Genomic DNA, 25121 nt, shown 5'->3' on the forward strand with positions numbered 1-25121 from the left:
CGAACAGCGCGAAGGACCCCACTGTTCAAAATATATTGCCTTTTGCCCTAGCTTCCAAGACGCCTTCCCCTGCTTTCGCGAGCGCAGCGCTCGCAGCCCCGATCGAGCATCGCATCACGCCGCCGTCCTCAACCGAATGCGTCCGCACCGCCCCGTCCCACTGCCTTCGCAACTCCGCGCTGCCGTCGCCACCCCGTCCCCGCAACTCCGCGCTGCCTTCGCCTCCCCGTCCCCGCAACTCCGCGCTGCCTTCGCCTCCCCGCACCGCCCTCGACGCCCCATCCTCCGTCAGCCGGCCAACCGCAGCGGACGCGCGTGCAGCCGCTGTGAGGCTTCGCGCGCTTGCGCACCAAAACGATTTCAATGTGGAATGATTCGGCCTAAATACAAGGAAATGCGACCTCCGACTCGACCTCCGCCCCACTCAATCCGGCCTCTTTCCCCGATCGCGCGGAACGAACAGGTGGGCTTTTGCCGCCATTTCGGGAGAGAATGACCGCATGGGTTTCATCGATTGGGCATTCGACGTCGCGGCGGCGCACCCCGACTTGACGGGCGCGCTCATCGACGTCGACGGCGAATGGCTTGACATCCTACTGCCCGACGGCCGCACGTTCCGCTTTCGCCCCGGCCAAATGATCGACAAATCGAAGCCCGAACCCGTCCGTCGCAAGCTCCTCGACCGCCTCATCTCCATCGGCGTCGCCCGCGCCGAGTCCGCCCCGTCAGAGTCCGGCCCCTCCGCGTCTGCGCGCTTTGAATCCGACGCGTCCGACGCGAGCGTTGAATCCGACGCGAGCGCGCCCGAGGCCGGCGCAGCTTTCGATCGGTCCTCGGGCTCCGAGTTTTTCGACGAGGCCCCGCCGGAGGACGAGCCCTCCGCCGTCGCAGCCGAACGCCTTGGACCGTTGGACGCAAGCAGCGGAGAGTCCGTGCTTGCCCACATCATGCCTATCGTGCGCAGCGCCGACTACTTCGTCGCCTCCCACGACCACGCGCGCGACGACTCGATGATTTACGTGCCTCTCACTCCTTTCGTGGGTGCAGGCATCGCGATCGACGGCCGCGACCTCATCACGCCCATGTACTTCTCCGACGCCGAACGGCTGGGCCTTCCCACCGACATCGTCGGTTTCTTTCAGCAGGCGCTCATGCACCTGCGTACCTCCGATTTGACCAACGGCCAGCCTTCCGTGCAGGTCCAGCCGGGAACTCTCGCGGGAGCGCAGATCTTTGAGTTCGCCGGCCCTCCCAGCTATCAAAGCTCGTGGTTCATGGACGTCGAAATGGCGCTCACTGTGGCCGAGTCGCTCAGTTCCGTCCACGACGACGGCCTCGCCTTGTTCGTTCCCGCCTCGCGCGACCTGGCGTTTGTGGTGATGGCCGACGATCCGCATCTCGCCCCGCTGTTTCAGTATCTTTCGCAGGCCGCGGCCGACGCGGAATCGATCTATCCCCTTCCGCACGTGGTGACCGGCGACGGGTGGAGCGAGTGGATTCCGATGAACGACCACCCCGCCGCCCGCATCCTTTCCAAGATCCGCGCGCGCTCGCGGGCTGCGATCTACAGCGTGCAGGAGCGCGAGATGCGCACGTGGCCGAACGATTTCGGAAGGCTGGCGCCCTTCGAGGTGATTCGCGACGGCGCTCTTACCTCTTCCGCGACGCGTTGGACGTCCCTCGACGGCTTCGGATCCGTTCCCGACGCCGAGTACATCGATTTCGTGCGTCAAAAGTCTCCCCACCCGTGGGACGCCGAGGCGTCCGACCGCGTGCGGCTCCGAACCCAGGTGGCACGCGACGTCTGGCACGAGGGATTGTCTCCCATGCACAACGTGTGGCCCCCGCGCTGGAACGTCGCCGGCTTTCCCGACGACGCCCAGATGGCCGCCCTTAAGGAAGCCTCAACCCGCGAGTTCTGAGCGGGGCGTATGGCTCCGCGGCCCGCTAGTCACTGCTTCTCCCCCGCACTTCTCCCCCATTTCCCCGCGTAGAACCGGCCAAGGGTCTCCTCCTTGAAGTCCGCATAGTCGCCCGTCTCGATTGCCGCGCGGATCCCGTCGACGAGCCGCACGGTGAAGTGCTCGTTGTGGATCGTCGCGAGCGTGGAAAAGAGCATCTCTTTGGCTTTGTACAGATGGTGAAGGTAGGCGCGTGAGTAGTGCGTGCACGTGTAACAGTCGCATCCGGGCACGAGCGGGTTGAAATCGCGTCTGAACTGGGCGCGCGTGAGATTGAACCTCCCGTCGGGCGAGTAGATCGCGGCGTTGCGGGCGACGCGGGAAGGGTTGACGCAGTCGAACGTGTCGGCCCCGGCTTCCACCGCCGCGAAGAAATCGTCCGGCTCGGAGATCCCGAGGAGGTGGCGCGCCCGATCTTCAGGCAGTTCCTGCGAAGCCCACCCGACAATCGTCCCCAGATTTTCCTTCTCCAGCGCCCCTCCGATGCCGAAGCCGTCGAATCGCTGCCCGTCCGCTTCCATCGCGCCGAGGTCGCGGGCGGCCTTTCGCCGCAGATCCTCGTACTGGGCGCCTTGAACAACCCCGAAGAGCTGCTGGTATGGCTTGCCTTCGCGCTCGGCCGTGAGTGCGCGATGGGCCGCCAGACACCGCAGCGCCCATCGCCTCGTGCGTTCGAGGGCCTCCTCTTGGTAGGCGCGGGAGTTGAGCAGCGTCGTCAGCTCGTCGAAGGCGAAGATCACGTCCGCTCCAAGCTCATGCTGGATGCGCATTGAGACTTCGGGCGTGAATCGGTGTCGACTTCCGTCGAGGTGGGAGCGAAACCACACGCCGTCGTCGTCGACGTCGGCCAGGCGTTCCTTCCACGGCGCCACCGTCCCGTCAGCGTGCGGGGAGCCCGAGAACTCCTCGGAAAGCACCTTTTTGAAGCCCGACCCTAAAGACAGGACTTGAAACCCACCCGAGTCGGTGAACGTCGGGCCGGGCCAGTTCATGAATTTTCCGAGCCCGCCGGCTTCGTCGACGATGTCGGACCCCGGCTGCAGGTACAGGTGATAGGCGTTGGCGAGCACGGCCTGCGCGCCGACGTCGGCGATCGCCTCGGGCGCCACCGCCTTGACAGTGGCTTTGGTTCCGACCGGAACGAAAGCGGGCGTGGCAATCTCGCCGTGCGGGGTGGCCAACACTCCGGTGCGGGCAAGCGGGTGGGCGTCTAAACGGGCTCGAATCTCAAACGTCATTTCGCGATCTCCTTGCCGTCGGACTCCGAGACCCGCTCTCCGCACGAAGCCTGCTCTTCAGCGGAAGATTCCGCGTACGCGGGGTCCGTCTTCTTGACGAATCCGATGACAGCGTAGGTCAGCGGCAGGAAAACGGCTTCGACGCCGACTTTGTAGGCAAAACCGACGAGCATGAGGTTGAAGATCGTGGCCCACCCCGCGTTCCCGGTCCACGCGATGAGACAGAAGACGGCGGTGTCGGCGGCCTCTCCCACCACGGTCGATCCGAGCAAGCGCACCCATAGGCGTTTCTCTCCGAACGCCTTTTTGATCTTGACGAGGACAAGGGAGTTGAGGAGCTGGCCCGCGAGATATCCCAGCAGCGAGGCGGCGACGAAGCGCGGCACCTGGCCCAAAACCGCCTCGAAGGCAGCCTGGTTCTTGTAGTCGGGGTCGGCCGGCGCGATTTGAACAAGCCAGAAAGTCAAAGACGCCAGAATCTGAACGACGAATCCGGTGACGATGACTCTGCGCGCCCGTCGAAAACCGTAGACTTCGGAGAGGACGTCGCCGAGTATGTATGTCAGCGGGAAGAGAATGGCTCCGCCGTCGAACACCAGGTGCCACGAAAAGCCTCCGACGGCTATGTCTACGCCGATGAGCTTCGTGGCGGCGATGTTGGACAGCAGAAGGAATGCGACGAAGCATACTGCGACGATGTCGAAGTATCCTCGGCGGACGTGACGGTGGCTCACGGAGAACTCCTTTAGAACAGGGACTTCAGTGCGGGATGCGGGGTTCGCCCCGCGCTGCCACCACGGGGGCCGGTTTGAAACCGAGACGTCGAATCGCTCCGTCGTCCTCGTAGAGTGTAGCGCCGCACGCACCCGACGCGAAGCCTGAACTCGCGATCGCCGTGCGTTCAATCGTCTTTCGCGTCCCATCTTCACACCCCGTGCCTTCGCGTTCCAATGATTGTTCCATCTGGCCGGGTGAAGACGAATCCGCCGTCGTGGTGGGCGATGGTCGTCATCTCGCGGTGGACGAGGGCATGGTGATGCCAGCACAGCAGGACGGCGTTGGCCAAGTCAGTCGCGCCTCCCCTTTTCCAGGGCAAGGCGTGGTGGATCTGGCCGTGGGGGATCGTCTCCGTGCACCCCGGGTACCGGCAGGTTCGATCTCTGGCGATTACAGCGCGAGTCTGCCCAGGTGTGAACAAACGCTTGCTTCGCCCTGCGTCGAGAACTTCCCCGGTCGCGGAAAACACGATGCGGCCAACCGAAGAGTCGCAGGCCAGCCGGGCAAGCTGAGTCATCGACAGTGCGGTTCCATCGTCAAAAGCGGCCGGCTCCGCTCCGGCCAAAGCCTTCAGATCGATTGCCGAGGGAATGACCGCCAAGAGGGGGCCGAGCTTCTTCCGTTGCCGGCGAACCTTTTCCAGGCACGCGCCGGCCCGCCCCTGCCCGCCCGTCTCGACGCACCGCCTCGAAGCATCGCGGTTCACACCGTCATTGGCCCCACCTGCTTCGGCGGCGCCGACGCCGCGCGCGTCGACGCTTCCGGTTGCTGCGACGCCGCTTTTGAACATTGAGAGCGAGCCTTCGGAAGAATCGTTTGCGTCGAGGGCGGGACAGCCGCCGGCAGCGTTTTCCAAGCGCGTGAGAGTCGCCAAGGGAACATGAACCGACAAATGCGGGCGGATGCGAGCCCCGGCCGCCAGAGTTCCCTCATCAAGGCGGACGCTGGCAAGCTCGACAAGGGCTCCGGCGCGCCGTTCCGGCAGAGTCCGCGCGTCGTCGGCGCCTTTTCTCCCCATGAGCGCGCTCAACGCCGTGTCCACGAGCGCCGAAGTCTCGCTGGAAAGCCAACCGCTGACGCGCATTCCCCACCCCGATGGGGAAAAGACAACCTTCTCCCGCGCAGCTTCGTCTTTCTCCGCCGCCACTCCCATGGCCGGGTCCTCCCGCAGGGCGCGCGCTCTAAGCCGCCGCTCGAATTCACGCGGAGCAGACCGACGCGCCCACCGAACTATTTCTTCTTGAACCCCCTCGCGGCGAAGCGACTCTCGCAGAGCGGGCGTGGAAAACACTCGTCGAACGCCGTCGACATGCTCGGCGAACACCTCTCCCGACTCCAGCGCGGCGGCCATGACCGGCAACTCCTCGCCCAAAGATTGAGCGCGTGCGATTTCACGGGCGGCTGCAGCAGGCGACTGCCCCGAGGCCTTCTCGTTCCAGCGGACCAGCGTTCGCTCGCCCGAAGCGCGCCAGCTGCCCCTTTCGCCAATCGCAACGAGCCAGCGACCTCGCACCGCCCCCAAGCGAGAGGCCAGTCCTGCCAGCGCCTCGGCACCGGCAAGAAGCTCCTCGTCAGAAACCTTCGACACGTCCAGACCGGCCAAAATCGAAATATCGGCCTTCAATCCGTTCACAGACTCACCCACACCGGATTTTCGACCCCGATCGGACGCTCTTCCGCCGCCTCCCGCATAGGCAAAGCCTTGAGAAAGCGCCACCCCAGCTGGGCAAAGAACGCCCGCCACATCGACGTCGTCGAGAGCCATTGTGCCCGCCTCCTTCCGCAAGATCCCCGGCGTCACCCTCTTCTCCCATCATACACGAATCTTGATATGGTTTCAATTTTTTGTTCGATATTTTCTATCGTTTATTCGTGAAGCCAACCTTTGCAAAACGTCCGACGACGCCGCCTCCACACCGGCCGCGTAACCTCCGCCCACGACCTCCACCTGCAACCTCCGCCCGCACCAGCCACGCATCACACGCTGCGCAGCCGCCACCCCCACCCCAACCGCGCAACGCCCACGCGCACGTCGCCGCCGCCGCACACAGAAGACGGCGATTCCCGCCAAACCAGACCGCTCCGCCCGATCGTCGTCGGACACTCGACGACAGGCGGAAACGACGGCAGGCGGAAACGACGGCTCCCCCACCGCCAGCCCCGCACGGAGGCCACCCGCGCACAGAGGCCAAAGGCTCGAACCGCCCTGGAACGAATCCTAGAACCCGATGTGCAAAACCGCCGCGCGGTCGGCCGGGCTCACGGCCTGCGAAACCGCCAGATCCTTGCCGTCGCGATACCCGATGCTCTGCCCGGGAAGCAGGAAGGCGTCGGCAGAAAGCAGGTAGTCGACCACGTTTGACAGCATCGCATATACCTCTTCCTCGCTGTGCAAAGACCCGACCACCTCAAGGTCGAGATGCCCGAACAACGGCAGTCCCAGCGTCCGGCCGTAGACGAGGTCCGGCTTGGACACGCGGATTCCCACCCACAGCGGAATCGGGGCCTGCCCCTTGCTCAAGAGATCCGCGAGTTCAACCGTCATCCGCGGAGGCTGCACGACGCCGAGTTCCGGCCGGAAGAGCCCCACCGCCGACTTCTCGCGCATGAGCGCATCGGCCACCTCCGTGAGAACGACGTGTGCGGTCAGCGCGCGCCGCCGCAGTCCAATCTCGCGAGGAAGCCCCTCCAGTTCCGCTATCTCTTCGCCGGTGAAACCCGGAATCCCCGAACCGCCCGCCTCCACGGCCCGATCGCCGAATTCGCCTCCTGAACCGCCGTTTTCTCGCCGAAAGCCGTCCGCTCCAGGCCCGAAGCCTCCCACTCCAGCCCCGAAGCCGCCAACGTCCTGCATCGGTGCGAAGCAGGTCAAGGCGACATGAAAACCGTGTGCTGGAAGCCGACCCCTTTCCGGCACGGCCTCCCCCGGAACCGGGCTTAGCAGCACGACGACGTCGCGCAGCGCAAACCTCAGAATGCTGCCGCCTTCCTCCCATTCGGAGGCAATGCTCTCACTCCACAGCGTCCCCACGCGCGCCGCAGCCGCCTCGAGGTCGATGGGAGCGGTGAATAGAGCCGTCGCGGAGAGCATCTCCGGGGCATCGGGATGGATCATCGAAACGGGAAACTCGGTCATGCCGCTCTCCTATGCCGAAACAAGTCAAAACCGCGAAACAAGTCAAAACCGCGAAACAAGTCGAAACCGCTGAAATGAGATGGAGCTCGTCCGTCGAAGCCGCCGACACGTCGACAAGCCACCGCTTCGACAGCCCACCAACGCCACTTCGACAAGCCGCCGCTTCGACAGACCGCCACCGCTTCACAAGCCAACGCTTCGACAGCCCGCCAACGCCGCTTCGACAAGCCGCCGGCTTCGGCGGCTTCCAGGTGCGTCGAACAACGAAAATGCCGAAAAGGGCGTGGACAAAACAAAAGGCGTGGACAAAACAAAGGCAAAGACATAGATAAGGCTGGGTGGTTCGAATCGACAGCAGCGGAAACGAACCACCCAGCCAATTGGCAAGGAATCCGGGATTCCCACACGCTCACCTCATTTGGGACGGATGCATCTTGCCATTGCGCGCACCCGACGGGGGCGCAAGCTCTATGAAGTTTTGCTGCTCTAATGGTATACCGCAGACCTGCGATCCGCAGCAACCGTAGGTCTAAAAGTTTAGGCACTTTCGACCGGCATCACAAATCGACTTAGCCGACAGTGAAATTCATCAGAGGTCTGCCAGACGCGTGTAGGTCTCAACGAAGACTTCCTCCGGAGTTCCGGGGTTGTCGACGACGAAGCCGAGCTCGTCGTCCTCGAGCCTTTCCAAAGTGGCGTACTGGTTGGACAGCAGCGAAGGGTTCATAAAGTGCCCGCGCCTCTTTTCCATTCTCTCCGCGTTGAGGTCCTTGGGCGGCGCAACGTGCGCGAAGACGGTTCGAGCGCCGTTTTCCCGCAAGGTGTCGCGATACTTGCGCTTGAGGGCGGAACAGGAGACGACGGTCGAATGGCCGACGGCGTTTTCCGCGCGCATCCAGTCGCGAATCGCCTCGAGCCATGGCTGGCGGTCGGCGTCGTCGAGGGGAAGGCCGGACGCCTGCTTGTCGCGGTTCGCCTGCGTATGAAACTCGTCGCCCTCGGCGTAAACGTAGCCGAGTTTGCCCGCGAGCATCATGCCGATCGTTGTCTTTCCAGACCCCGCAACGCCCATGACAACGATGTTGACGGGCCCTTTCGCCCGCGGCGGCGCTGGCAAGTGTGGGATGTCGGATTCACTCATCGCTTCCTCGCTTTCGCTTTCCCGGCGGAGTCGGCGCCCGCCGCATTGCTTGTACCGTGTCTACGGTATCCCATTGCGAAGGCCGCGGGCATATGGGCTTGTCAACTTTTTGACGCAATGCACGTCCCGGTTCAGCCCGCACCCTTCCCGGGTCCGCCGCCGTTGCCGTCCATCTTCATGAAGTGCGGTCCGCGCGCCGCGAGTTCGACGGCGTACATCGGCCCCCAATGCCTCCAGGGTTCCTTCGACAGGTAGTCGTTGGTGAAGCGCATGTCGTCGGAGACTTCCGTGACGCAGAACTCGGGGATTTTCAGGTCGACGACGGGCGCGAGCCTCTCGCATTCGGCCACGATGAGCCCCTCGTTCTGGCCGGCGAACACGTCGAATTCCCAGCCGTCCTCGTCATACCAGAGCGAATAGCGATTCTTCAAGATGACGGTGGGGCAGCGCCGAATGATCTGGGTTGCCACGGCGAGGTCCAAGCTGGATTCCATCTCGTAGCGCTCCCCTTGGACCGCCGGCGACTTCACCGCCATCGAGGCGGAGGCCTCGTCTTCGGCGTCGGCCAGAAGTCCGGTGAGAAGCCGGCGTTCGTAAGCGCCCAAGTAGTCCGTCGCCTCGTCGAAGGCCGGGCACTCGACGGACCTTCCAGGGAAGGAGATCCTCACGCGCACGGCGTACCCGTCCACGGCGAATACGTACGCCTGAACGATCACCTGCTTCGAGCCGTGCCGAACCACGTCTCCGGGCAGCGCGCGCACCAAGAACTTGCGCTCGAACTCGAATTGAAGGTCGACGTCGTCGGAATCGCTCATGCCTCAAGGATACGGAAATCGGGCGAAGGTCTCACGGACAATCCACGCTCCGACGGCGCCGCCCGGCGAAACCGCCCGCCCGCAGTCCACGAAGGATTTCGACAAGATGCCGAAGGTCGTTGCGCCGCAGGTCCCGCGGAGTCGCCGTACGCCCACAGGCATCCGCGGACGACGGCGAACTCCGTTCGAGACCGGGCACTTGCCCTACTCTGAGTCCCGTTTGAAAGCTCCGCCGAGCGCATACACACCGAGCGAAACGGCGTAGGCAACGACGGTGAACACTGCGACTCCGCTGTATCCGGTGAACCTGGACAGCAGATAGCCCCCAATGGCCCCGCCGATGGTGGCGCCCGCATACATGGCAGCGCTGGCTAGCGACGACACGGTGCCCCGGGCCAGATCGGTGTGACTCTGAAGCTCGCTCATCAGCACGGGGAACAGAAAACCGCCGACGAGCATCGCCACGGCCAGGACGATTACGGCCACCCACATATTGGACACGAAAGCAGTGCCGAGGTAAATGGCGCCAAGGGCGATGATCCCGAACAAAAGCGAACGCCTTTCCCCGAGACGTGCAACGAGCCGCGACCCCGTCAAGGAGCCGACGGCGTTGCCGAGGCCGATGATGATCATCGCCGTGCCGATCGCGTTCTGATCGGCGCCAAAGTCTTTTGCCAGCCACGATCCAATGAAAGACAGGGCGGTGAAGTTACCGGTCTGGAAGAGCAAGTATGCAATCAGCGACATCAGGAGAGGGCGCGAACGGGCGACGTGTGCGTAAGGCGCGAAGAGTCTGCCGCCGGAGGCCGCGGGCGCCACATTCGGGAAACCCTTATAAAGAATTGTCCACAGCACGGCGCTGGACGCGGCAATCACGAAGAATGGAATGCGCCATCCCATTGAGGACAAGAAGGAAGCGATCGGGATGCCTACCACTTGGGCGATCGCAAGCCCCGCCGTTGCGTACCCCATGGTTTTGACAATTGCTTTTGGCGGCACAGTCACCGGGATCGACGCCCAGATCTGCGGTGCGACGAAGGCGGCGGCAACGCCCGCAAGCGAGCGTGTGGCGAAAAGCGACCAGAAGCCCCACGTGCAACCGCAAGCCGCAGTGAAAACGCCGAATCCGACCAGCCCGGCAAGCAGAACCTTGCGGCGGTCAAGCCGATCGGAGATGGGACCCGCAATGAGAGCAAATAAAGCGTAACCGAGAGCATAGGCTGAAACGAGCCAGCCGGAACGAGACACGCTCACCCCGAACTCCCGTTGAAGCAGGGGAAGCAGCGGAGCCGTGAGGAACGTATCCGTGCCGATGACGAATAAGGTGGAGAAGGAGAGCAGGCGCATCGTGGGTTCGGATGCGTGCGTGAACTGCGAAGGGACAGTCATAATTGCACCTTTCAAGCTGCCCCACAGGCCGTGACTGGACGGCTGGACGCATTCCAAAGGGCGAGCCAAACTTGCGGATCGGGAGCTCGGAGTCGCCAACGCGCGCCGACGACGCCCCCAACCCTCATTTCGAAATTTCTCGAAATAATGATCCATCCGCGCTTTCGCAGCTGTCAAGGGCTAACTCACGTCGGTCGTCCTTGACAGGCCCGCCCGTCATTGAGGGAAGGCCGCCCCGTCGGGGCGTTCACGTCGATGCGCTCAGTCAGGCCGGCCCCTCATTGAGGGAAGGAGCACCGCATCTGCGACGGTAGACTCGAGTCGAAGTCGACGAAAGGTCCAACAGTGGGAAAAGAGAAGCTGCATCATCCGGCTCAGGACGCCATCAAGCTTGACGGCGTCCTGAGCGCGCTGTCCGACCCGATCCGCCGCGACATCCTTCGGAAGATCGCATCCAACGGCCCTCAGGTTTGTGGCGATTTCGACTACGACGTCGCACCGTCGACCATGTCCTACCACTGCAAAGTGCTCCGAGAGTCGGGGCTCGTGCACACCGAGGCGATCGGCAAGCACCGTCAACTCACACGCCGCGACGAGGCCATCGAAGCCCTCTTCCCCGGCCTCCTCGAGTCCGTGGGGCTGCCTCCCGGCAAGGGGCGGTGGCCAGAGCACACAGAGCACCACGAGGACGCTGAGCCCCAAAAGCGCCCATAGCGCCCAGGACGCGCTGAGCCACAAGAGTCCAATGGACGATGTCCGCCCCTCCTCCCGAAAACACAAATCCACCCGCCTCGCGCGAGAATGCTCAGATCGGCAGATCGACAGCAGGCAAAGGGACCGAAAGAATCAGGCGGACCGAAGAGGTTCGGAAAGCTCCAGGTAGCGGCGGAAAGCCGGGATCCTCCGCGGACGAATCCACACCGGGGCGTCAGGGGTGGCAAAATTGCCCCTATGGACAATCAGCTTCCCACCGGAGTCGACGTGGTGGTCGCCGCCCAGACCCTCGGTTCGACGATTCGCCGCACTCCGCTCGACATGTCGCTTCGCCTTTCGGGCATTCGCAATCAGGACATTCTGCTCAAACGCGAGGACATCCAGGTGGGCCGCTCCTACAAGGCCCGCGGCGCGTACAACTTCATCTCAAGCCTGAGCGCGGAAGAGCGCGAAGCGGGCGTTGTGTGCGCATCGGCCGGAAACCACGCCCAGGGCGTAGCCTTCGCGTGCAGGCAGTTGAAAATCCATGCCAAGGTCTTCCTGCCGTCCACGACCCCGCGGCAGAAGCGGGCTCGCATCGCGGACATCGGGGGGCGTTGGATCGAACAGGTCATCGTGGGCGCCACCTTCGACGAAGCATCCGCGGCGGCGCAAGAGTATGCGCGCGAGCATGGCGCGACCTACGTTCACCCCTTTGACGACCCGCGCACGATCGCCGGCCAGGGAACCGTGGTCAAGGAGATTTTCGAGCAGGCGTCCGCGCCTCCGGCTGCCGTGGTCGTTCCCGTGGGCGGCGGCGGCCTCCTGGCAGGAACCGCGATATGGCTGCACACGTTCCACCCCGAAGTGAAGGTCATCGGCGTCGAGCCGGAGGGTGCGCCTTCGATGCGCGCAGCCCTCGACGCAGGGCATCCGGTCACCCTGCCCCACATCGACGGCTTCGCCGACGGCACGGCGGTGGCTCGGGCCGGAGACATCACCTTCGAGATCGCGCGCCAGTTCGTCGACGAGATCGTCGTCGTCCCAGAAGGCGCCCTGTGCACGGAGATGCTCGAGCTCTACCAGGTCGAGGGCATCATCGCCGAGCCGTCCGGAGCGTTGGCAAGCGCCGCCGTCGCCCGTTTCCTCCCCGACCTTCCCGACGGCCCGGTCGCCTGCGTTGTCTCGGGCGGAAACAACGACGTCTCGCGCTATGCCGACATTGTGGAACGCTCGAGCGTCTACGAGGGGCTGCGCCATTATTTCCTCGTCACCTTCCCTCAGAAGCCCGGGGCGCTCCGTCATTTCCTCGACGGCGTGCTGACCGACGGCGAGGACATCGTGCTTTTCGAGTTCACGAAGAAGAACAACCGCGAGACTGCGCCCGCCCTCGTCGGCATTGAAATCCAGGAGCCGGAGCGGATCGGCGAACTCTTGGCCCGCATGGAGGAATCCCCTCTGAGCATCGAAAAGCTCGAGCCGGACTCCCCGGTATTCTCGTTCCTCCTCTAGTGCGCTCTCGCTTCCCATAGTGCGCCCTTGCTTTCTCCCCTAATGCGCTCTCGCTTTCTCCCTAGCGCGTCCTCGCCTCCTCCAATGCGTCCTCGCCTCCCATAGTGCGCCCCGCGCCGGCCGAGTCACCTTCGACGCAATGGGAACCTGCGGCAGCGAACAAAGTGGGTCCTGCACCGGCCGAATCGCGCCAAGGCGTCCGGTCGCGCCAACGCCCGGCCGGCTTGGCCGCCGTTCGATCGGAACATGCGCTCGCCTCGGCGTCGTCCGCCCAGTCCCGCCCGGTCGCCGCCGCTTGGCTTTTCCGAAGGCGGCGCGCCGCTCTAAAACGACGTAAACTACGACGAGAAGGACAAAGGAAGGACTCCCATGGGCCTGAAAAAATTCGTCGCCAAAACGTACATGCGCTTCTCGCGTTGGACGTGCGTCACCGATCCGCTTCCGGAAAAGGTTGTTCTCATCGGCGCTCCGCACACGTCGAATTGGGACGGATTTTTCATGGTCATGGCATTCTGGTCGATCGACCGGGACTACAAGTTTCTGGTCAAAGAATCGCTCGTGAAAAATCCTCTCACGCGCCCCTTGATCAGGCTTGCACACGGAATAGCGGTCAATCGGTCCTCAAGCAACGGAATCGTCGGCTCGATCGTCGAAGAAGCGAAAAACAGCGACGAATTCGCCCTCGTCATCGCCCCGAAGGGAACGCGCGCCAATCGCGAGTATTGGAGGTCAGGCTTTTACCGCATCTGCCTTGAAACGGGACTTCCACTTCAGCTGGGCTTCGTGGACAGGCAACGGAGAGAATACGGCTGGCGTCACAGCATCGTTTTGACGGGCGACGTCGAAGCCGACATGGAGAAAATTCGGTCCTTCTACGAGGGAAAACTCGGCAAGCGGCCGCAGTACAGCAACGTTCCCAGGCTCCGGGCCGAGGACGACGTCGAAGCGCGCGAACGCCTGCTGGGCGGGATCTAGGGGCCGTTCAAAGAAAAGGGCTCGGACACCGCGCTTAACTGCCAGTTTCGCGCAGTGCCAAGCCCCAATCCTTGCCACCGGCCCGCGATTGCCGCGTCGCCGTTGACTCACTCCGAGACGTCTAGAAAACCGGACATCCCACGTCTATTATCTGATACGCGCGGGCGATGCACAAGACTTCGCGAGCGCGCACATTGAGCATCGCGCCACGCCCGCGCGAACACTCTTCGTTTCTGCGTCGCGCTTCTCCTTCGCTGCACATCGCGCCACGCCCGCGCGAACACTCTTCGTTTCGACGGTTTGCCATACCCGCTCGGGAACATCGCCCGGCACGCGGCCTGCTCCTCGCTTGCCGATTTAGGTTAAAACAATTAACCTATTGCCATGGAGACATCAACATCGATGCATTCGCAGGCCGCGTCGGCGAAACAGGCGAGGTTCGCGGAACCGAGCGCGCGGCCGAAACGCGGCAAGGCATCCGGCGACAAGCGGCGGACGGACACCCGAGCCCGCCTGGCGGCGGCGACGGTTGACATCATCGACGCCTCGGGCTGGCCCTCGGTGACCCTGGGGGCCGTGGCAAAGGCGTGCTCGATCTCGACTCCCGCGATGTACAAGCATTTTCCGGACAAGGCGGCTCTTTTCGAGGCCGCGCAGGAGGAGATGTCCGGCAGGCTCGGCGCGCTCGCGGATGCGGCGGCCCACGAAAGCCCCGTCGATTCGATCTTCGACGTCGGCGAACGCCTCATCGCGTATTCCGAAGAGCACCCCAACCTCCTCGAATTCGCGTTCTTCGGCCCCTCGAGCAACAACACGTCGGCCGTCGACGCCGGGGCGGGGGCCCGCTGGGAGCTGCTTGCCTTCGTCCACCGCGAGATCGGGCGGCTCGTCGAGTCCCAGCCTCTGCCGCCCTGGCGCAGCGCCGACGAAGCCGGGCGCGACCTGTTTGTTAGCCTATGGTCTTTCATTCAGGGCTACTCGAAGCTCGTGACGTCCGGAACCGTTCGCCATCGGAGCGCTTTTCTCAAAGCGGCGTTGAGGTCCGTGCTGTCGATTGCGACGGCGCAAACCTCGGACGAAGAGCCCCCGAGCCCGGCGGAAGAGGCGCAGGCAGCCCAGGCAAAAGGGGGAGATTGCGCCGACAAGAAATGAGCAAACGCAGAAAGCACCCGAATCGACCCGGCAACCGAATGCCAACCGACAACCGAATGCCAACCGGCAGCTGAATGCCAACCCGGCAACCGAATCCGACGCGGAAGGCCGGCGCGCAACACACACGGAGCGATGCGCCGCAAGCCGTTCCGCACTGAGACAAAGAAAGGAAGAACAATGTCTCACACCCTCGTCGTTTACGGCCACCCGTACGATAAATCCTTCAATCACGCGATCCTCGAGGCGGTCACGGCCGGCCTCGGCAAGGCGGGCAAGAAGTACAAGGTGATCGACTTGCACGTCGACGGCTTCGATCCAAACTACTCGACCGAGGAGCTGTCCCTTTACAAGGACGGCGGGACGGCCGATCCGCTTGTCACCGAGTACCAGAAACTGGTCGACGAGGCGGACTCCCTCATCGTCCTGTCCCCGATTTGGTGGTCTTATTTGATGCCCAATGTCAAAGGGTTCTTCGACAAGGTCATGAAAAAGCCGTGGGCCTACATCGACACCAAGACCGGGCTAAAGGGCAAACTCCAGCACATCAGCAAATCGTGGGTCATCACCACCGCCATCGCGCCGAAGTGGTATCTGCGGCTGTTCGCGGGCAACCCGATCAAGGGAACGTTTATTTCCACGGTCATGAAGTCCCTCGGATTGCGCAACGTCCGTTGGACCCACTTCGGCCAGATCAACAAGCAGGGCGGCGGCCGCCACGAGAAGTTTCTGCGCGAGATCCGGGAACAAGCCGAGAAATTCGGCGGTTGAGGCTCAGCGCGCCGACCGGACAACCGCTTGGGCGAGGAGGTCGAGGCCTCGCTCCGCCTGAGCGGTTCCGGGAGAGAGGTTGACGAGCATGACCTCGTCGGCGCCCGTCGTCGCCTCGAATCCGTCAAGGAACCGCTTGGCGTCCTCGCCCGTGCCGACGGCCGTATACTTCAGCATCCCGACGATCTGGTCGGCTTTGCCGGACGCGATGTAGGCGTCTAGATCGGCGTCGGAAATCTCCTCGGCGCCCTTGGCGAACATTCTCACGCGACGCCGAAGGACCTCGGCGTGCTGAACTTTCGCGGCCTCCTCCTCGTCCGCCACAATGAAATTCGCGGCGGCGATCACGTAGGGTTGCGCGCACTGCTCGCTGGGGCGGAAACGGGCGCGGTAGACGTTGATCGCCTGCTCCAGCATCTCCGGGGCGAAATGGGACGCGAAGGCATATGGCAAGCCGAGCGCGGCGGCCAGCTGCGCGCCGAAAAGCGAGGATCCGAGGATGTAGAGCGGCACCTTGGACCCCCGCCCAGGGTTGGCGTTTACGCCCGGTATGACGGTCGCGTCGGCGAGGTAGCCGCGCAGCTCTGCGACGTCGTCGGGGAAGTTCTCGGCTGCATTCGGATCCCTCCTCAAAGCGCGGAGCGTTCGCGGGTCGGTGCCCGGCGCTCTTCCCAGGCCCAGGCCGATGCGGCCGGGATAGAGGGCTTCGAGGGTGCCGAATTGCTCGGCGACGATGAGCGGGGCGTGATTGGGGAGCATCACGCCGCCCGCGCCAAGCTTGATCTTCGAGGTTCTCGCGGCCACGTGGGAAATGAGCACGGCCGGCGCGGAGGACGCGATAGTCGGCATGTTGTGATGCTCGGCGTACCAGATGCGTTCGAAGCCCAGGCGCTCTGCCCGCTGCGCCAAGAGAACGGACCGGGTGAAAGCGTCCGAAGGGGTTTCGCGCGGCCCGACGAAGGCCAGATCGAGGAGGGAGTAGACGGTCATCGCGGTCCTTACGTCGCAGTGTCGTTGGAGATCATTGTGTCTGCGTTTCATTCTATTCGCGGGCCCGTTCGCCGGTAAGGACGGTTCGCTCTCCGCTTCGGCCACGCGCCCGAATTCTTTCGTTGACCCAGGAGATGAGAACCGCGGCCAGGTAGAGCGCGATGAGGACGAAGGCCTGGACCGTCATCGGCCACGGGCTGGGCAGGGGGTTGGCGATCGCCGCGAAGACGAAGGCGAGGACAACCGCCCAGCGCCACGCGCCGAGCATGCGCCGCGCGCTGAGAAGTCCGAGAAAGTTCAGCGCCGTCAACACTTCGGGAACGAGGAAAGAAATCCCAAAAGCGAGGACGAGCCGAGTGTAGAACGTGACGTAGGAGCCGGCTTCGAGCAGCGAATAGCTCCCGTCGGGGACGAAGCTCTGGAGAATTCTGACGGCGTGGGGCGCCATCCGGACGGCGCTGAAAGCCCCCGCGGTGAAGAGCGCGACGCCCACGCAGCCGAAAGCCGCGCCGTAGGCCTTTTCGTTGCGCTTGAGGCCGGGGCCGATGTATGCGCCGATCTGATAGATCCACCAGGGGCTCGAAACGATCGCGCCAATCCACAAAGACACGCGCATTTTCAGGTCGAATCCGGCTCCGATCGTCTGGAAGTTGATCTGCGTGCGGGAATCCTCGAGCTCGGTCAGCGGCTCGAGGATGAAATCGAGCACCGGTTCATAGAGGAACCAGCCGACGACGGCGCCGACGCACACCCCTGCCAACGATCGGATGAAGCGTGAGCGAAGCTCGCTCAGGTGGCTGGCGAGGCTCATCCTGCCCTCGGGGTTGCGGCGTCGGCCTCCCAGAAAGCGCAGCCGGCCGAGGATGCCCCGCCGGCCGCTCGCGCCAAACCGCCGTGCCCTTGTTGCGCGCGGCCTTTTTGCGCGCGGGCTTTCCGAGCCCGGCTTTTTCGCGCGGGCTTCGTCTGCCGTCACGTCGCGCTTCCTGCCACGCGGCTTCGATCTGCTTTCACGTTGCGTTTCCTGCCGTGCTTATGCACAAGGAATCTTGGTCAGGCTCGCCCGGCGTCGGACGACGGCCCGCTCCCTTCCAGCGGCTTTTTCTCGCCCGCAGGCACCTGCCCCTCCTGCGCAGAGGAGCCGGACGGCTTGGCAGCGGGGGCCGAATCCTCATCGTGGAATTCCCGCATCTCCTTCCGGAGCACCTTAAGCGACTGCCCAAAGTATTTGGCAACGTCGGGCAGCTTCGAAGCTCCGAAGACCACCACAAGAACGATGACCAGAACAACGATGTGCGAGGGTTTCACAGTTTGTCTCCTTCAATCGAGTCCCGCGCGGCGGAAGGCTCGCCCGTGGACTTTTCGTTTGGCTTGGGTTCGGCTTGGGCGGACGGCTTGTGCGGGCCTTGGGCGGCCGGTTCTTGCGGGACGTGCGCGGCCGGCTTGTGCGGGCCTTGCGCATCCAGACCTTGCGTGGCTTGCGCGTCCGGAGCTTGCGTGGCTTGTGCGCCTTTCGTCGCCGCTGCATCGGCGCCCTTGGGGTCCGCGCGCTTCGAACTGGTGCGCCTTGAGTTCGCGCGCTCGAAATCGGTGCGAGCGAAGGCCGCGGCGCTGTAGGCTGTCCTTTCAGCTGTTCTAGCCGCCCTGTTCGTCCCGTCTCCGGCCGGGTCGGCGCCTCTCTCCGAACTCAAGGTTCCCGCGCCGCCCGCGTCCGCCATCGCCATCCACGCCTCCATCTCTTCGCGCACGGCTTCGCGCACGATCCTGCGAGGGTCAAGCTGGCGGAAGTCCAAGTTTGCGAGCGCTGCGACCTCCTTTTCCGCGACGCCCAATTCGCCGCCGGCCTCTGCGCGCATGCCGGCGCTCCACTGCCGCAAGGCCTCAATTCCTTTGCGCATTGCGCGCAGGGCTTCGGCTATGTTCTTAGGGCCGAGAACAAGCGCACCGACAACGAGGAGCACCAAGAACTCCCCGCCGCTGATTCCGAGCATGTCGGCCGCCCTTCGTCGCTTTCGGCGGCCACCGGCAGATAACCGCCTCCCGACAGCCAGCCGCAACCGGTCGTCTTCCGACGGCCAGCGGCAACCAGCTTCTGTCCTTCGCCGTCCCCGACGGCTTCGAATGTGCGGGAAGACTCCGTCATCCGATCGCGTCGCAAACGATCCGCACACGATGCTACACGCGTGACCGCTTCGAGCACGACGATGCGCCCACAGAATAGTCAGAAGCAAGGGCGACGGCGACGCCGCATTGTGCGGACTGCAGCGGCGAGCCGGCCCCGCCGCGCGCCGATCCCCGCTTCAGTACGCTGGCCAAGCAGCAATGCACCGCACCGGTCAAGCAGTAGTGCGCCAGCCAAGCAGTAAGTGCGCCAACCCAAGCAGCAGCGCGTCGGCCAAGCGGCAGTGCGCCAGCCAAGCGGCAGTGCGCCAGCCAAAGGGCCAACGGCGATACGACGACGAAAGCTTCTCATGAAACATAAAGTGAAAGCTCCTGTATTTTTCACACTAGAAAACAGCTCTATGCGCTTTGCCAACCATTATCGATAACCAAACAACTGCTGATACGTAGGCGATTCTTCACCGATGGCTGTCCTCCATCGGGACATGTTTCAAGGAGTTTTCTGCGCGATCACTGACATTGATTGCACTATCGCATGCGGTTTTCCAATTTGGGGTAGACAACCGGCTAAATCCCTGTAGGCTATATGTGTGGCAACACTGTAGGTCTCAGATGCGCCACACGCCTCCCGAGGTGAGCGACCATATCCATGGTTGCTCGCCAACCCGGTATGCGGCTGTCAAGGCCGCATACCGGCTTTATGTCCGTATCCGTTTGCCTACCTATTTTTCTTTACTGTTGCATTTTTGCAGCTTCAGCGCCCATAGCAGCGTGGAAGGGAGTTTGGCCGTGTCCGTATTTCGCTTGGATCGCGATAAGTTTGATCAGCGGCTGGGTCAGTTGGAGAGTGCCGGCCAGAAGTTTGACAGCGCCCAGCATCAGTTTGCGGTGGCTGCTCAGGCCATTGCCGGGGCGACGACGGGCGCCGGGTCCTCCGGGCGATTGAGCCCGCCTCCGTCTGGCTCCGGCTCGTCGGGATCTTCGTCCGGCTCTAGTTCGTCGGGGTCGGGTTGGTCTGGCGGGGAGCATTGGTCGGGCATCGGAGAGCTCGACCAGTTCCATTCCCCGCTGCACTCCTCGGTGATCGTGCTGGACGGCAAGCTCTCGTCCATCTCGCGCAACCAGAAGGCCGCCATTGAGCGCATGCGCCAGGCCTTGCACAGCTTCCTCGAATTGAACGAGTCCGAGAAGAGCGCGTACTTGGGGCGGTTGCAGGCCCTGGATACGAAGTTCACCTACCGACGCCCCGAGGAGATGGCCGACATCATCAAGAGCTACAACCAGGCTCGATCCGCCTTTGAGGCGCTTTCCAAGATCGTCTGACAGACGCGCGGCCTGACAGACAAGTCCACATTCACACATCTACGTATTCACCAACACCTACGCTCATCTATTGCGGGAAGGAGCTTGTTATGGCCACGCCGAATGCGGACCGGCTGCATGGGATTGAGGATTGGCGCACGAGCGCGATCGAGGATTCGTTTGGCTTGTTTTCCTCGGTCAAGGACTCTTTGACCGAGATCGCCGCCATCAATCGCGCGGTCGCCTCGGATCTGGGTTTGGAGGGAGGCACGGCCAACGCCGCTTGCAAGATCCTCGATGGGATCGCCACGGGCTTGTACGAGGACGCCGACAATCTCCAAAAGATCATCGACGTATCCAAAGACGCCCTGGCAGGCGGCATCCAAGCCAAACATGAAAGTGCCCAAATCCAATCTGACTTAGCAGCAATCAACAGCACCTTTGGCAAGGCTGATAACCCCGGAACCAGTGGCACCGGTGCTGCGTATACCCCTGAGCTGGCCGCTCGTCTTAAAGCGGAGCGCGATGCTGCGCATGCTGAGATTGAGAAGCGGGCGACGAAGACGCTGTCGACGTTGAACGGGAGGACGTTGACGGCTATTGGCGGGCTTCCGTTTCAGGATCAGATTCGGGCGATTTTGGGCAAGGACAATCCCGAGCTCGTTGGGCGGCTGACACGGCATATGGATTCCGGCCGGCAAGTCGAGCCGGGCAACGCGTCGCCAAGGGCCGGGTTGGCGCCCACGCGTTCGGCCACGGATTGGCGGGCCAGCCCAGACCTCTCGGTGGGCTCTCCGGGCAGCCACACGGGCCACGTCCCAATCACAAGCGGCGGGGGTTCTGCCGGCGGTGTGTCGTTGCAGAGGTCGCATTACTCGCCGGCGCCTTCGGGGGTGTTCGTTCCCGGCTCGCCGACACCTCATGCCGCGCCGATCGGCGGAACAGGGGCACACCATGACCCTCTCGCGGTAGGGGGCGGGGCTGTTCTCGGAGGTGTAGCCGGGTTCAGGGCCTACCAGGCTGCACGCGCCGCACGAGCGGCTGAGGCACCGGCCTCCCGGGCCGGGTCGCTGCGCTCGGGCGCGGCGCTGCGCACAGCGCCGTCTTCGTCTGGCTCGATCCTGCGCGGAGCGACAACAGCGGCGCGAACCCCCGCGTCCTCGTCGTCCGCTTCGCGTGGGATTGTGCGGGGCGGGGCCTCTGGCATCGCACGGCCCACCTCGTCCTCTGGAGGGCGCGGAATCCTGCGCGGGGCCACAACAGCGGCCCGCACTCCGACCAGCTCAACGTCAACCTCGCGTGGGATTGTGCGCGGGGCGACCACGGCCGTGCGCAAAACCACCGGCTCGTCTTCCCCGGTCGGCAAGCCTGGCAGCGCCCGAACAGAATCAACAGCTTCCCGCACGGCGGGAACGTCCTCGCGCAGCGCCTCGCCGACCCGCGCAACACGACCAGACGCGAAAGGAAACGGCCGCGGAGCAGGAGCCTCAAAGGCAGGAATCGGCCGCGGGGTTGGGACAAACGGGAAGACGACGGCCGCCCGTGGGGCGAAAACTGCGGGTTCGACGACGCGAAGCGGGGCTTCGACAGCACGGGCCGGGTCTCGTGGAACGGGGGCGTCCTCCTTGACGGCACGCTCACAGACGGGCAAAGCCCCACAGGCTCGAGCCGGTTCGCCGTCCCGCGCGATGTCCTCCCTGACCGGACGTCCCGCACGCAACGCAGACAAGAAGAAACGCAACCGCGATCAGACGGGCACGGACGTGACGGCCTACGAGACCGACAAGACTGTCACCTTCCTCGAAGCCGGACGCCGCACAACTGACAACGAGGGCACCGCCCGCTAAACCCCAACCGCAACATACACGCGGGGGCCGGCGTGCCAAGCGGTGTGCCGGCCCCCGCGTCTCGCTTCGGAACAAGTCCCTCTCAGGCGCCGCAGTTACAGCGCATCGAGGATCCACATACACGCCTTTCAAGAACGTCCCTGAAACTACTGAGGCAGACACTTGAAGGGCCGTCTGTGCCCAAAGAGAAGCCTGGCACGGCGAGTTGTTTCGCTCCGGCAACACGGCCCACGCTCCGGCGTGGCCAACGTCAAGCGCGCCCGGCTAAGGACGGAATCGCCGATCCTGCCCGGGCCCGTCCCTGAAAGTCTGCTGGTGAGGCGAGGTTCCCCCGCCAGACGGCGGCACATAGCCGTTTCCGGCGGGCATCCCATCCTGCCGACGACGAGCGGCAGCCTTAGCCGCGCCTTGACGCCTGCCCGCGACGAACGCAAAACCGGCAATCACGACCAGCGCGCCTGCGCCGACGGCGGCCCACGCCCAGGCCGGAAATCCACCAGCCGACGAGGACGCGTCAGCTTTCTTCCCCGACGCCCCAGACGAAGAAGCCGACCCCGCGGCCTCCTTCTCGGCCGTGATCTCCACACCATAAGTGAGAAAGTCAAGGTCTTCAAGAATCACTTTATTCCCCTGGATCTTCCCAAGACTGGACCGCGTCACCTTCCCCGGCATACTCACCACAATCCTCGTCTTAAGCCTACTCAAGTCCGTGTCGTCATCATCGTGCGCGCCATAATACTTGAAATGATACTTCCCGTCCCGCTCGGTCAGCTTCATGTTCCCTTTGAAAGGCTTGTCCGAAGTCACCCTGCACGTCAGATGCCCGCCAGCAGGAGTCACATCCTCAACCTTAGGGGAGTCAACAAACCTAATCTTCGCCAGAAAAATAGTCTCAACACTTTCACATGTTCGATTGATTTTAGCCATTGTGTCTCGTGAATCTTCGAAGGTGAAGTCAAACTTCATGTCACCGTTGGCTTGAAACTCAACCGTTCCGTCGATCTTACACCCGGCAAGGACAAACAAGACAAGAGTCAGCACAATCCCCATAAGACGCGAACGCCTCTTGACAAGGACGGACATTCCAGCCTCCAAACACTCCCGGCAAAAGCTGCCAGGCACCACGCTAAACCGTACAGACCCCAGCGTAGCGCCTCCACGGGTCCAACGCACTAACCGAAGAAACAATGAGAAATTCAACCATCAAGGCCTCCTCGGCGTCTCACGCTCAGAGACAATCTACTTTGGTTCGACGTTCCTACTCAGAGGACGCGGGCCCTGATGCAAGGTCGAGAGAAACGAGGTTTTAGCGAGTCGATGCACGAACCGTGGCCAAATCACAGACCAAGAACATCAGGAGGACTCGAAACGGGGACTATCCTCCGCCTCCACTTGCGGCCCCGACCTACATACGAGCCGAAAGGACGAGACGGGCCTTCGTCTGAAAACACCTCAGCGCGCCCGACGCCTGCCCACGACGAACGCAAAACCTGCAATCACGACCAGCACGCCCGCGCCGACGGTAGCCCACGCCCAGGCAGGAAATCCACCAGCCGACGAGGACGCGTGGGCTTTCTTCCCCGGCAACGGCGATGAAGCCGACCCTGCGGCTTCCTTCTCGGCCGTGATCTCCACACCATAAGTGAGAAAGTCTAAACTGGTAATAGTGACTTTATTTCCATTTACTTTCCCCCTATTCACTTTAACTACTTTAGCCGGCATACTAATAGTTATATTCGTTATAAAATCTCTATAGTCATCATTGTCTTTGTCATGCGCGCCTGGATACTTAAAATAGTACTTTCCGTCATTTTTAGTGAACTTTACGTGACCCCCGAAAGGTTCGTTCGACGTTAAACGGCACTTAAGATGACCTCCTGGTGGAGTTATATCTTCAACCTTCGGGTTCTTAACGAATGTCAGCTCCGCCTCAAAGGTGAGGCGGACTCCCTCGCATGTTTGCTTGATTTTAGCCATCATCCCGTCAGCGTCTTCGAAGATTAGAACGATCTTTGTTCGACCATCGCTTTGAAAGTCAATCGTTCCATCGATCTTACAACCAGCAAGGACGAACAAAACAAGAGTCAACACGACCCCCATCAGATGCGATCGCTTCTTGACACGGACGGACATATCCAGCCTCCAGACACTCCCGGCAAAGGCTGCCGGGCACCACGCTAAACCGTACAAACCCCAGCGTAGCGCCTCGGATCCTTCCGATGGATCAGCAGGAAGGAAAAGAAGCGGTAAGCGCCTGCTACCCCTGCACTGGAACCTTAGAACCTCAATCGGCTAGCGACCAACTTCTGATGGAGGCAATCCACCATCCGCCCCCTACTTGAGGCACCTATTGAACCTTCTCTCGATGACAAACCGCAGTCTCCACATCAAAAGAACGAAGCCCTCTACACGGAGCGGGATCGTCCCTGCGGATCCTGCCCAGACCCACCTCCAGAGTCCTGTTGTTGAGGCGAGGCCAAGGTTCCAGCACCAGAAAACGGTTCGTAGCTGCCCCCGCCAGGTATCCCATCCTGCCGACGAACGGCAATTTTAACCGTGCCTCGACGTCTGCCTGCGATGAACGCAAGACCAGCGATCGCAACCAGCGCGCCGGCGCCGACAGCGACCCATGCCCAGGCCGGAAATCCGTTGGCCGACGATGAGGCCGCGTCGGCTTTCTTCCCCGGCAGCCCAGACGAAGCCGACCCAGCGGATTCCTTCTCGGCCGTGATTTCCACCCCATAGGTGAGGAAGTCAAGGTCTTCAAGAATCACCTTGTTTCCTTGAACCTTCCCCAGACTGGACCGCGTCACCTTCCCGGGCATATTCACCACAACTTTTCCTTCGAAACCACTCAATTTTGTATCATCATGTGCACCATAAGATTTGAAATGGTACTTCCCGTCTCGCTCGGTTAACTTCATGTTCCCTTTGAAAGGTTTGTCCGAGGTCAATCTGCACGTGAGATGGCCACCGGGCGGCGTTACATCCTCAACCTTGGGGGAGTCAATAAACGTCGCCTCTCCCTCAACTATAAGTCGGACCCCCTCGCATGTTTGATTAATTTTAGCCATGGAATCTCTCGAATCCTCGAAAGTGAAGTCAAGCTTCATGTCGCCGTTGGCTTGAAACTCAACCGCCCCATTAATCTTGCATCCCGCAACTACAAACGAGACAAGGGCCAGCACAACCCCCACAAGACGCGATCGTCTTTTCACGCAAGCCAGCATGCCAGGCCATGCCCAGCCCTTCTTCAAATCGGCATTCATGTTTAACCGCTCCTTCACATCGAACACCTTACCTTGCC

At 62.6% G+C, this 25121-nt stretch carries 22 protein-coding genes; 8 read left to right on the forward strand and 14 right to left on the reverse strand.

Annotation, left to right across the window (positions count from 1 at the left end; all coding sequences use genetic code 11):
• Positions 1 to 500: 500 nt before the first annotated feature.
• Positions 501 to 1922 carry a hypothetical protein gene (locus tag A4H34_RS01575; protein WP_082902983.1) on the forward strand — a complete coding sequence of 474 codons (1422 nt, stop codon included), beginning with the start codon at positions 501 to 503 and terminating at the stop codon, positions 1920 to 1922.
• 29 nt (positions 1923 to 1951) lie between these two features.
• On the opposite strand, the gene tgt is transcribed toward A4H34_RS01575, so the two are convergent.
• From tgt to A4H34_RS01610, 7 genes are all read right to left on the reverse strand, one after another.
• Positions 1952 to 3199: a tRNA guanosine(34) transglycosylase Tgt gene (gene tgt, locus A4H34_RS01580; protein ID WP_064230846.1), complete on the reverse strand. Its 1248-nt coding sequence runs from the start codon at positions 3197 to 3199 to the stop codon at positions 1952 to 1954.
• On the reverse strand, positions 3196 to 3933 hold the full coding sequence (locus tag A4H34_RS01585) for a queuosine precursor transporter (RefSeq protein ID WP_064230847.1): 738 nt from the start codon (positions 3931 to 3933) through the stop codon (positions 3196 to 3198). Before A4H34_RS01585 ends, tgt begins: the two co-directional genes overlap by 4 nt.
• A 191-nt stretch (positions 3934 to 4124) precedes the next feature.
• A complete protein-coding gene (locus tag A4H34_RS01590; RefSeq protein WP_231870912.1) occupies positions 4125 to 5741 on the reverse strand; it encodes an HNH endonuclease signature motif containing protein in 1617 nt (538 codons plus the stop codon).
• 453 nt (positions 5742 to 6194) lie between these two features.
• Positions 6195 to 7112 carry a DUF4261 domain-containing protein gene (locus A4H34_RS01595; protein WP_064230849.1) on the reverse strand — a complete coding sequence of 306 codons (918 nt, stop codon included), beginning with the start codon at positions 7110 to 7112 and terminating at the stop codon, positions 6195 to 6197.
• A 589-nt stretch (positions 7113 to 7701) separates the two neighbouring features.
• Positions 7702 to 8253, reverse strand: a complete 552-nt coding sequence (locus A4H34_RS01600; RefSeq protein WP_009198203.1) for a gluconokinase — start codon at positions 8251 to 8253, stop codon at positions 7702 to 7704.
• A 131-nt stretch (positions 8254 to 8384) separates the two neighbouring features.
• A complete protein-coding gene (locus A4H34_RS01605; protein WP_064230850.1) occupies positions 8385 to 9068 on the reverse strand; it encodes a CYTH domain-containing protein in 684 nt (227 codons plus the stop codon).
• A 204-nt stretch (positions 9069 to 9272) separates the two neighbouring features.
• Positions 9273 to 10415: an MFS transporter gene (locus tag A4H34_RS01610; protein WP_064231641.1), complete on the reverse strand. Its 1143-nt coding sequence runs from the start codon at positions 10413 to 10415 to the stop codon at positions 9273 to 9275.
• Between the two features lie 387 nt (positions 10416 to 10802).
• Between A4H34_RS01610 and A4H34_RS01615 the strand changes: the two genes are divergently transcribed.
• The 5 genes from A4H34_RS01615 to A4H34_RS01635 all read left to right on the forward strand — a co-directional run bounded on the left by A4H34_RS01615 (position 10803) and on the right by A4H34_RS01635 (position 15557).
• Positions 10803 to 11171, forward strand: a complete 369-nt coding sequence (locus tag A4H34_RS01615) for an ArsR/SmtB family transcription factor (protein WP_009198198.1) — start codon at positions 10803 to 10805, stop codon at positions 11169 to 11171.
• A gap of 237 nt (positions 11172 to 11408) precedes the next feature.
• Entirely contained in the window at positions 11409 to 12662 is a 1254-nt protein-coding gene (gene ilvA, locus A4H34_RS01620; protein WP_064230851.1) for a threonine ammonia-lyase IlvA, read from the forward strand.
• A 369-nt stretch (positions 12663 to 13031) separates the two neighbouring features.
• Positions 13032 to 13637, forward strand: coding sequence for a 1-acyl-sn-glycerol-3-phosphate acyltransferase (locus tag A4H34_RS01625; protein WP_064230852.1), 606 nt, complete (start codon positions 13032 to 13034; stop codon positions 13635 to 13637).
• 384 nt (positions 13638 to 14021) lie between these two features.
• On the forward strand, positions 14022 to 14789 hold the full coding sequence (locus A4H34_RS01630) for a TetR/AcrR family transcriptional regulator (protein WP_082902984.1): 768 nt from the start codon (positions 14022 to 14024) through the stop codon (positions 14787 to 14789).
• 177 nt (positions 14790 to 14966) lie between these two features.
• The gene (locus A4H34_RS01635; RefSeq protein ID WP_082902985.1) at positions 14967 to 15557 is read left to right on the forward strand and encodes an NAD(P)H-dependent oxidoreductase; all 591 of its coding nucleotides are present in this window, start codon (positions 14967 to 14969) and stop codon (positions 15555 to 15557) included.
• 3 nt (positions 15558 to 15560) lie between these two features.
• On the opposite strand, the gene A4H34_RS01640 is transcribed toward A4H34_RS01635, so the two are convergent.
• The 4 genes from A4H34_RS01640 to A4H34_RS01655 all read right to left on the reverse strand — a co-directional run bounded on the left by A4H34_RS01640 (position 15561) and on the right by A4H34_RS01655 (position 18535).
• The gene (locus tag A4H34_RS01640) at positions 15561 to 16547 is read right to left on the reverse strand and encodes an LLM class flavin-dependent oxidoreductase (protein WP_009198192.1); all 987 of its coding nucleotides are present in this window, start codon (positions 16545 to 16547) and stop codon (positions 15561 to 15563) included.
• 52 nt (positions 16548 to 16599) lie between these two features.
• Positions 16600 to 17520 carry a twin-arginine translocase subunit TatC gene (tatC, locus tag A4H34_RS01645; protein WP_331711606.1) on the reverse strand — a complete coding sequence of 307 codons (921 nt, stop codon included), beginning with the start codon at positions 17518 to 17520 and terminating at the stop codon, positions 16600 to 16602.
• 77 nt (positions 17521 to 17597) lie between these two features.
• Positions 17598 to 17852, reverse strand: coding sequence for a twin-arginine translocase TatA/TatE family subunit (locus tag A4H34_RS01650; RefSeq protein ID WP_009198190.1), 255 nt, complete (start codon positions 17850 to 17852; stop codon positions 17598 to 17600).
• Positions 17849 to 18535: a prolipoprotein diacylglyceryl transferase gene (locus tag A4H34_RS01655; protein ID WP_009198189.1), complete on the reverse strand. Its 687-nt coding sequence runs from the start codon at positions 18533 to 18535 to the stop codon at positions 17849 to 17851. The genes A4H34_RS01650 and A4H34_RS01655 overlap by 4 nt, the downstream gene beginning before the upstream one ends.
• Before the next feature lie 919 nt (positions 18536 to 19454).
• Between A4H34_RS01655 and A4H34_RS01660 the strand changes: the two genes are divergently transcribed.
• Together A4H34_RS01660 and A4H34_RS10805 are read left to right on the forward strand one after the other, a co-directional pair.
• Positions 19455 to 19988 carry a hypothetical protein gene (locus A4H34_RS01660; protein ID WP_082903124.1) on the forward strand — a complete coding sequence of 178 codons (534 nt, stop codon included), beginning with the start codon at positions 19455 to 19457 and terminating at the stop codon, positions 19986 to 19988.
• An 89-nt stretch (positions 19989 to 20077) separates the two neighbouring features.
• Positions 20078 to 21814, forward strand: coding sequence for a hypothetical protein (locus A4H34_RS10805; RefSeq protein ID WP_156510207.1), 1737 nt, complete (start codon positions 20078 to 20080; stop codon positions 21812 to 21814).
• Between the two features lie 264 nt (positions 21815 to 22078).
• Here A4H34_RS10805 and A4H34_RS01675 read toward each other — a convergent pair whose 3' ends face one another.
• The 3 genes from A4H34_RS01675 to A4H34_RS01685 all read right to left on the reverse strand — a co-directional run bounded on the left by A4H34_RS01675 (position 22079) and on the right by A4H34_RS01685 (position 25110).
• Positions 22079 to 22897: a hypothetical protein gene (locus A4H34_RS01675; protein ID WP_064230858.1), complete on the reverse strand. Its 819-nt coding sequence runs from the start codon at positions 22895 to 22897 to the stop codon at positions 22079 to 22081.
• Positions 22898 to 23266: 369 nt separating this feature from the next.
• Complete coding sequence (locus tag A4H34_RS01680) at positions 23267 to 23890, reverse strand: phage holin family protein (protein WP_082903125.1); 624 nt, start codon at positions 23888 to 23890, stop codon at positions 23267 to 23269.
• 329 nt (positions 23891 to 24219) lie between these two features.
• On the reverse strand, positions 24220 to 25110 hold the full coding sequence (locus tag A4H34_RS01685; protein WP_064230860.1) for a hypothetical protein: 891 nt from the start codon (positions 25108 to 25110) through the stop codon (positions 24220 to 24222).
• Between the last annotated feature and the right edge of the window lie 11 nt (positions 25111 to 25121).

The organism is Peptidiphaga gingivicola, from assembly GCF_001652275.1.
Taxonomy (GTDB): Bacteria; Actinomycetota; Actinomycetes; order Actinomycetales; family Actinomycetaceae; genus Peptidiphaga; species Peptidiphaga gingivicola.

Excerpts from the sequence above, each read along its gene's own strand:
- A4H34_RS01605 (WP_064230850.1), bottom strand. The coding sequence starts at position 9,068 with ATGAGCGATTCCGACGACGTCGACCTTCAATTCGAGTTCGAGCGCAAG.
- A4H34_RS01600 (WP_009198203.1), bottom strand. The coding sequence starts at position 8,253 with ATGAGTGAATCCGACATCCCACACTTGCCAGCGCCGCCGCGGGCGAAA.
- A4H34_RS01630 (WP_082902984.1), top strand. The coding sequence starts at position 14,022 with ATGGAGACATCAACATCGATGCATTCGCAGGCCGCGTCGGCGAAACAG.
- A4H34_RS01590 (WP_231870912.1), bottom strand. The coding sequence starts at position 5,741 with ATGGCTCTCGACGACGTCGATGTGGCGGGCGTTCTTTGCCCAGCTGGG.
- A4H34_RS01575 (WP_082902983.1), top strand. The coding sequence starts at position 501 with ATGGGTTTCATCGATTGGGCATTCGACGTCGCGGCGGCGCACCCCGAC.
- A4H34_RS01640 (WP_009198192.1), bottom strand. The coding sequence starts at position 16,547 with ATGACCGTCTACTCCCTCCTCGATCTGGCCTTCGTCGGGCCGCGCGAA.
- A4H34_RS01635 (WP_082902985.1), top strand. The coding sequence starts at position 14,967 with ATGTCTCACACCCTCGTCGTTTACGGCCACCCGTACGATAAATCCTTC.
- A4H34_RS01610 (WP_064231641.1), bottom strand. The coding sequence starts at position 10,415 with ATGCGCCTGCTCTCCTTCTCCACCTTATTCGTCATCGGCACGGATACG.
- tgt (WP_064230846.1), bottom strand. The coding sequence starts at position 3,199 with ATGACGTTTGAGATTCGAGCCCGTTTAGACGCCCACCCGCTTGCCCGC.
- A4H34_RS01625 (WP_064230852.1), top strand. The coding sequence starts at position 13,032 with ATGGGCCTGAAAAAATTCGTCGCCAAAACGTACATGCGCTTCTCGCGT.
- A4H34_RS10805 (WP_156510207.1), top strand. The coding sequence starts at position 20,078 with ATGGCCACGCCGAATGCGGACCGGCTGCATGGGATTGAGGATTGGCGC.
- A4H34_RS01655 (WP_009198189.1), bottom strand. The coding sequence starts at position 18,535 with ATGCTCGGAATCAGCGGCGGGGAGTTCTTGGTGCTCCTCGTTGTCGGT.
- A4H34_RS01595 (WP_064230849.1), bottom strand. The coding sequence starts at position 7,112 with ATGACCGAGTTTCCCGTTTCGATGATCCATCCCGATGCCCCGGAGATG.
- ilvA (WP_064230851.1), top strand. The coding sequence starts at position 11,409 with ATGGACAATCAGCTTCCCACCGGAGTCGACGTGGTGGTCGCCGCCCAG.
- A4H34_RS01675 (WP_064230858.1), bottom strand. The coding sequence starts at position 22,897 with ATGTCCGTCCTTGTCAAGAGGCGTTCGCGTCTTATGGGGATTGTGCTG.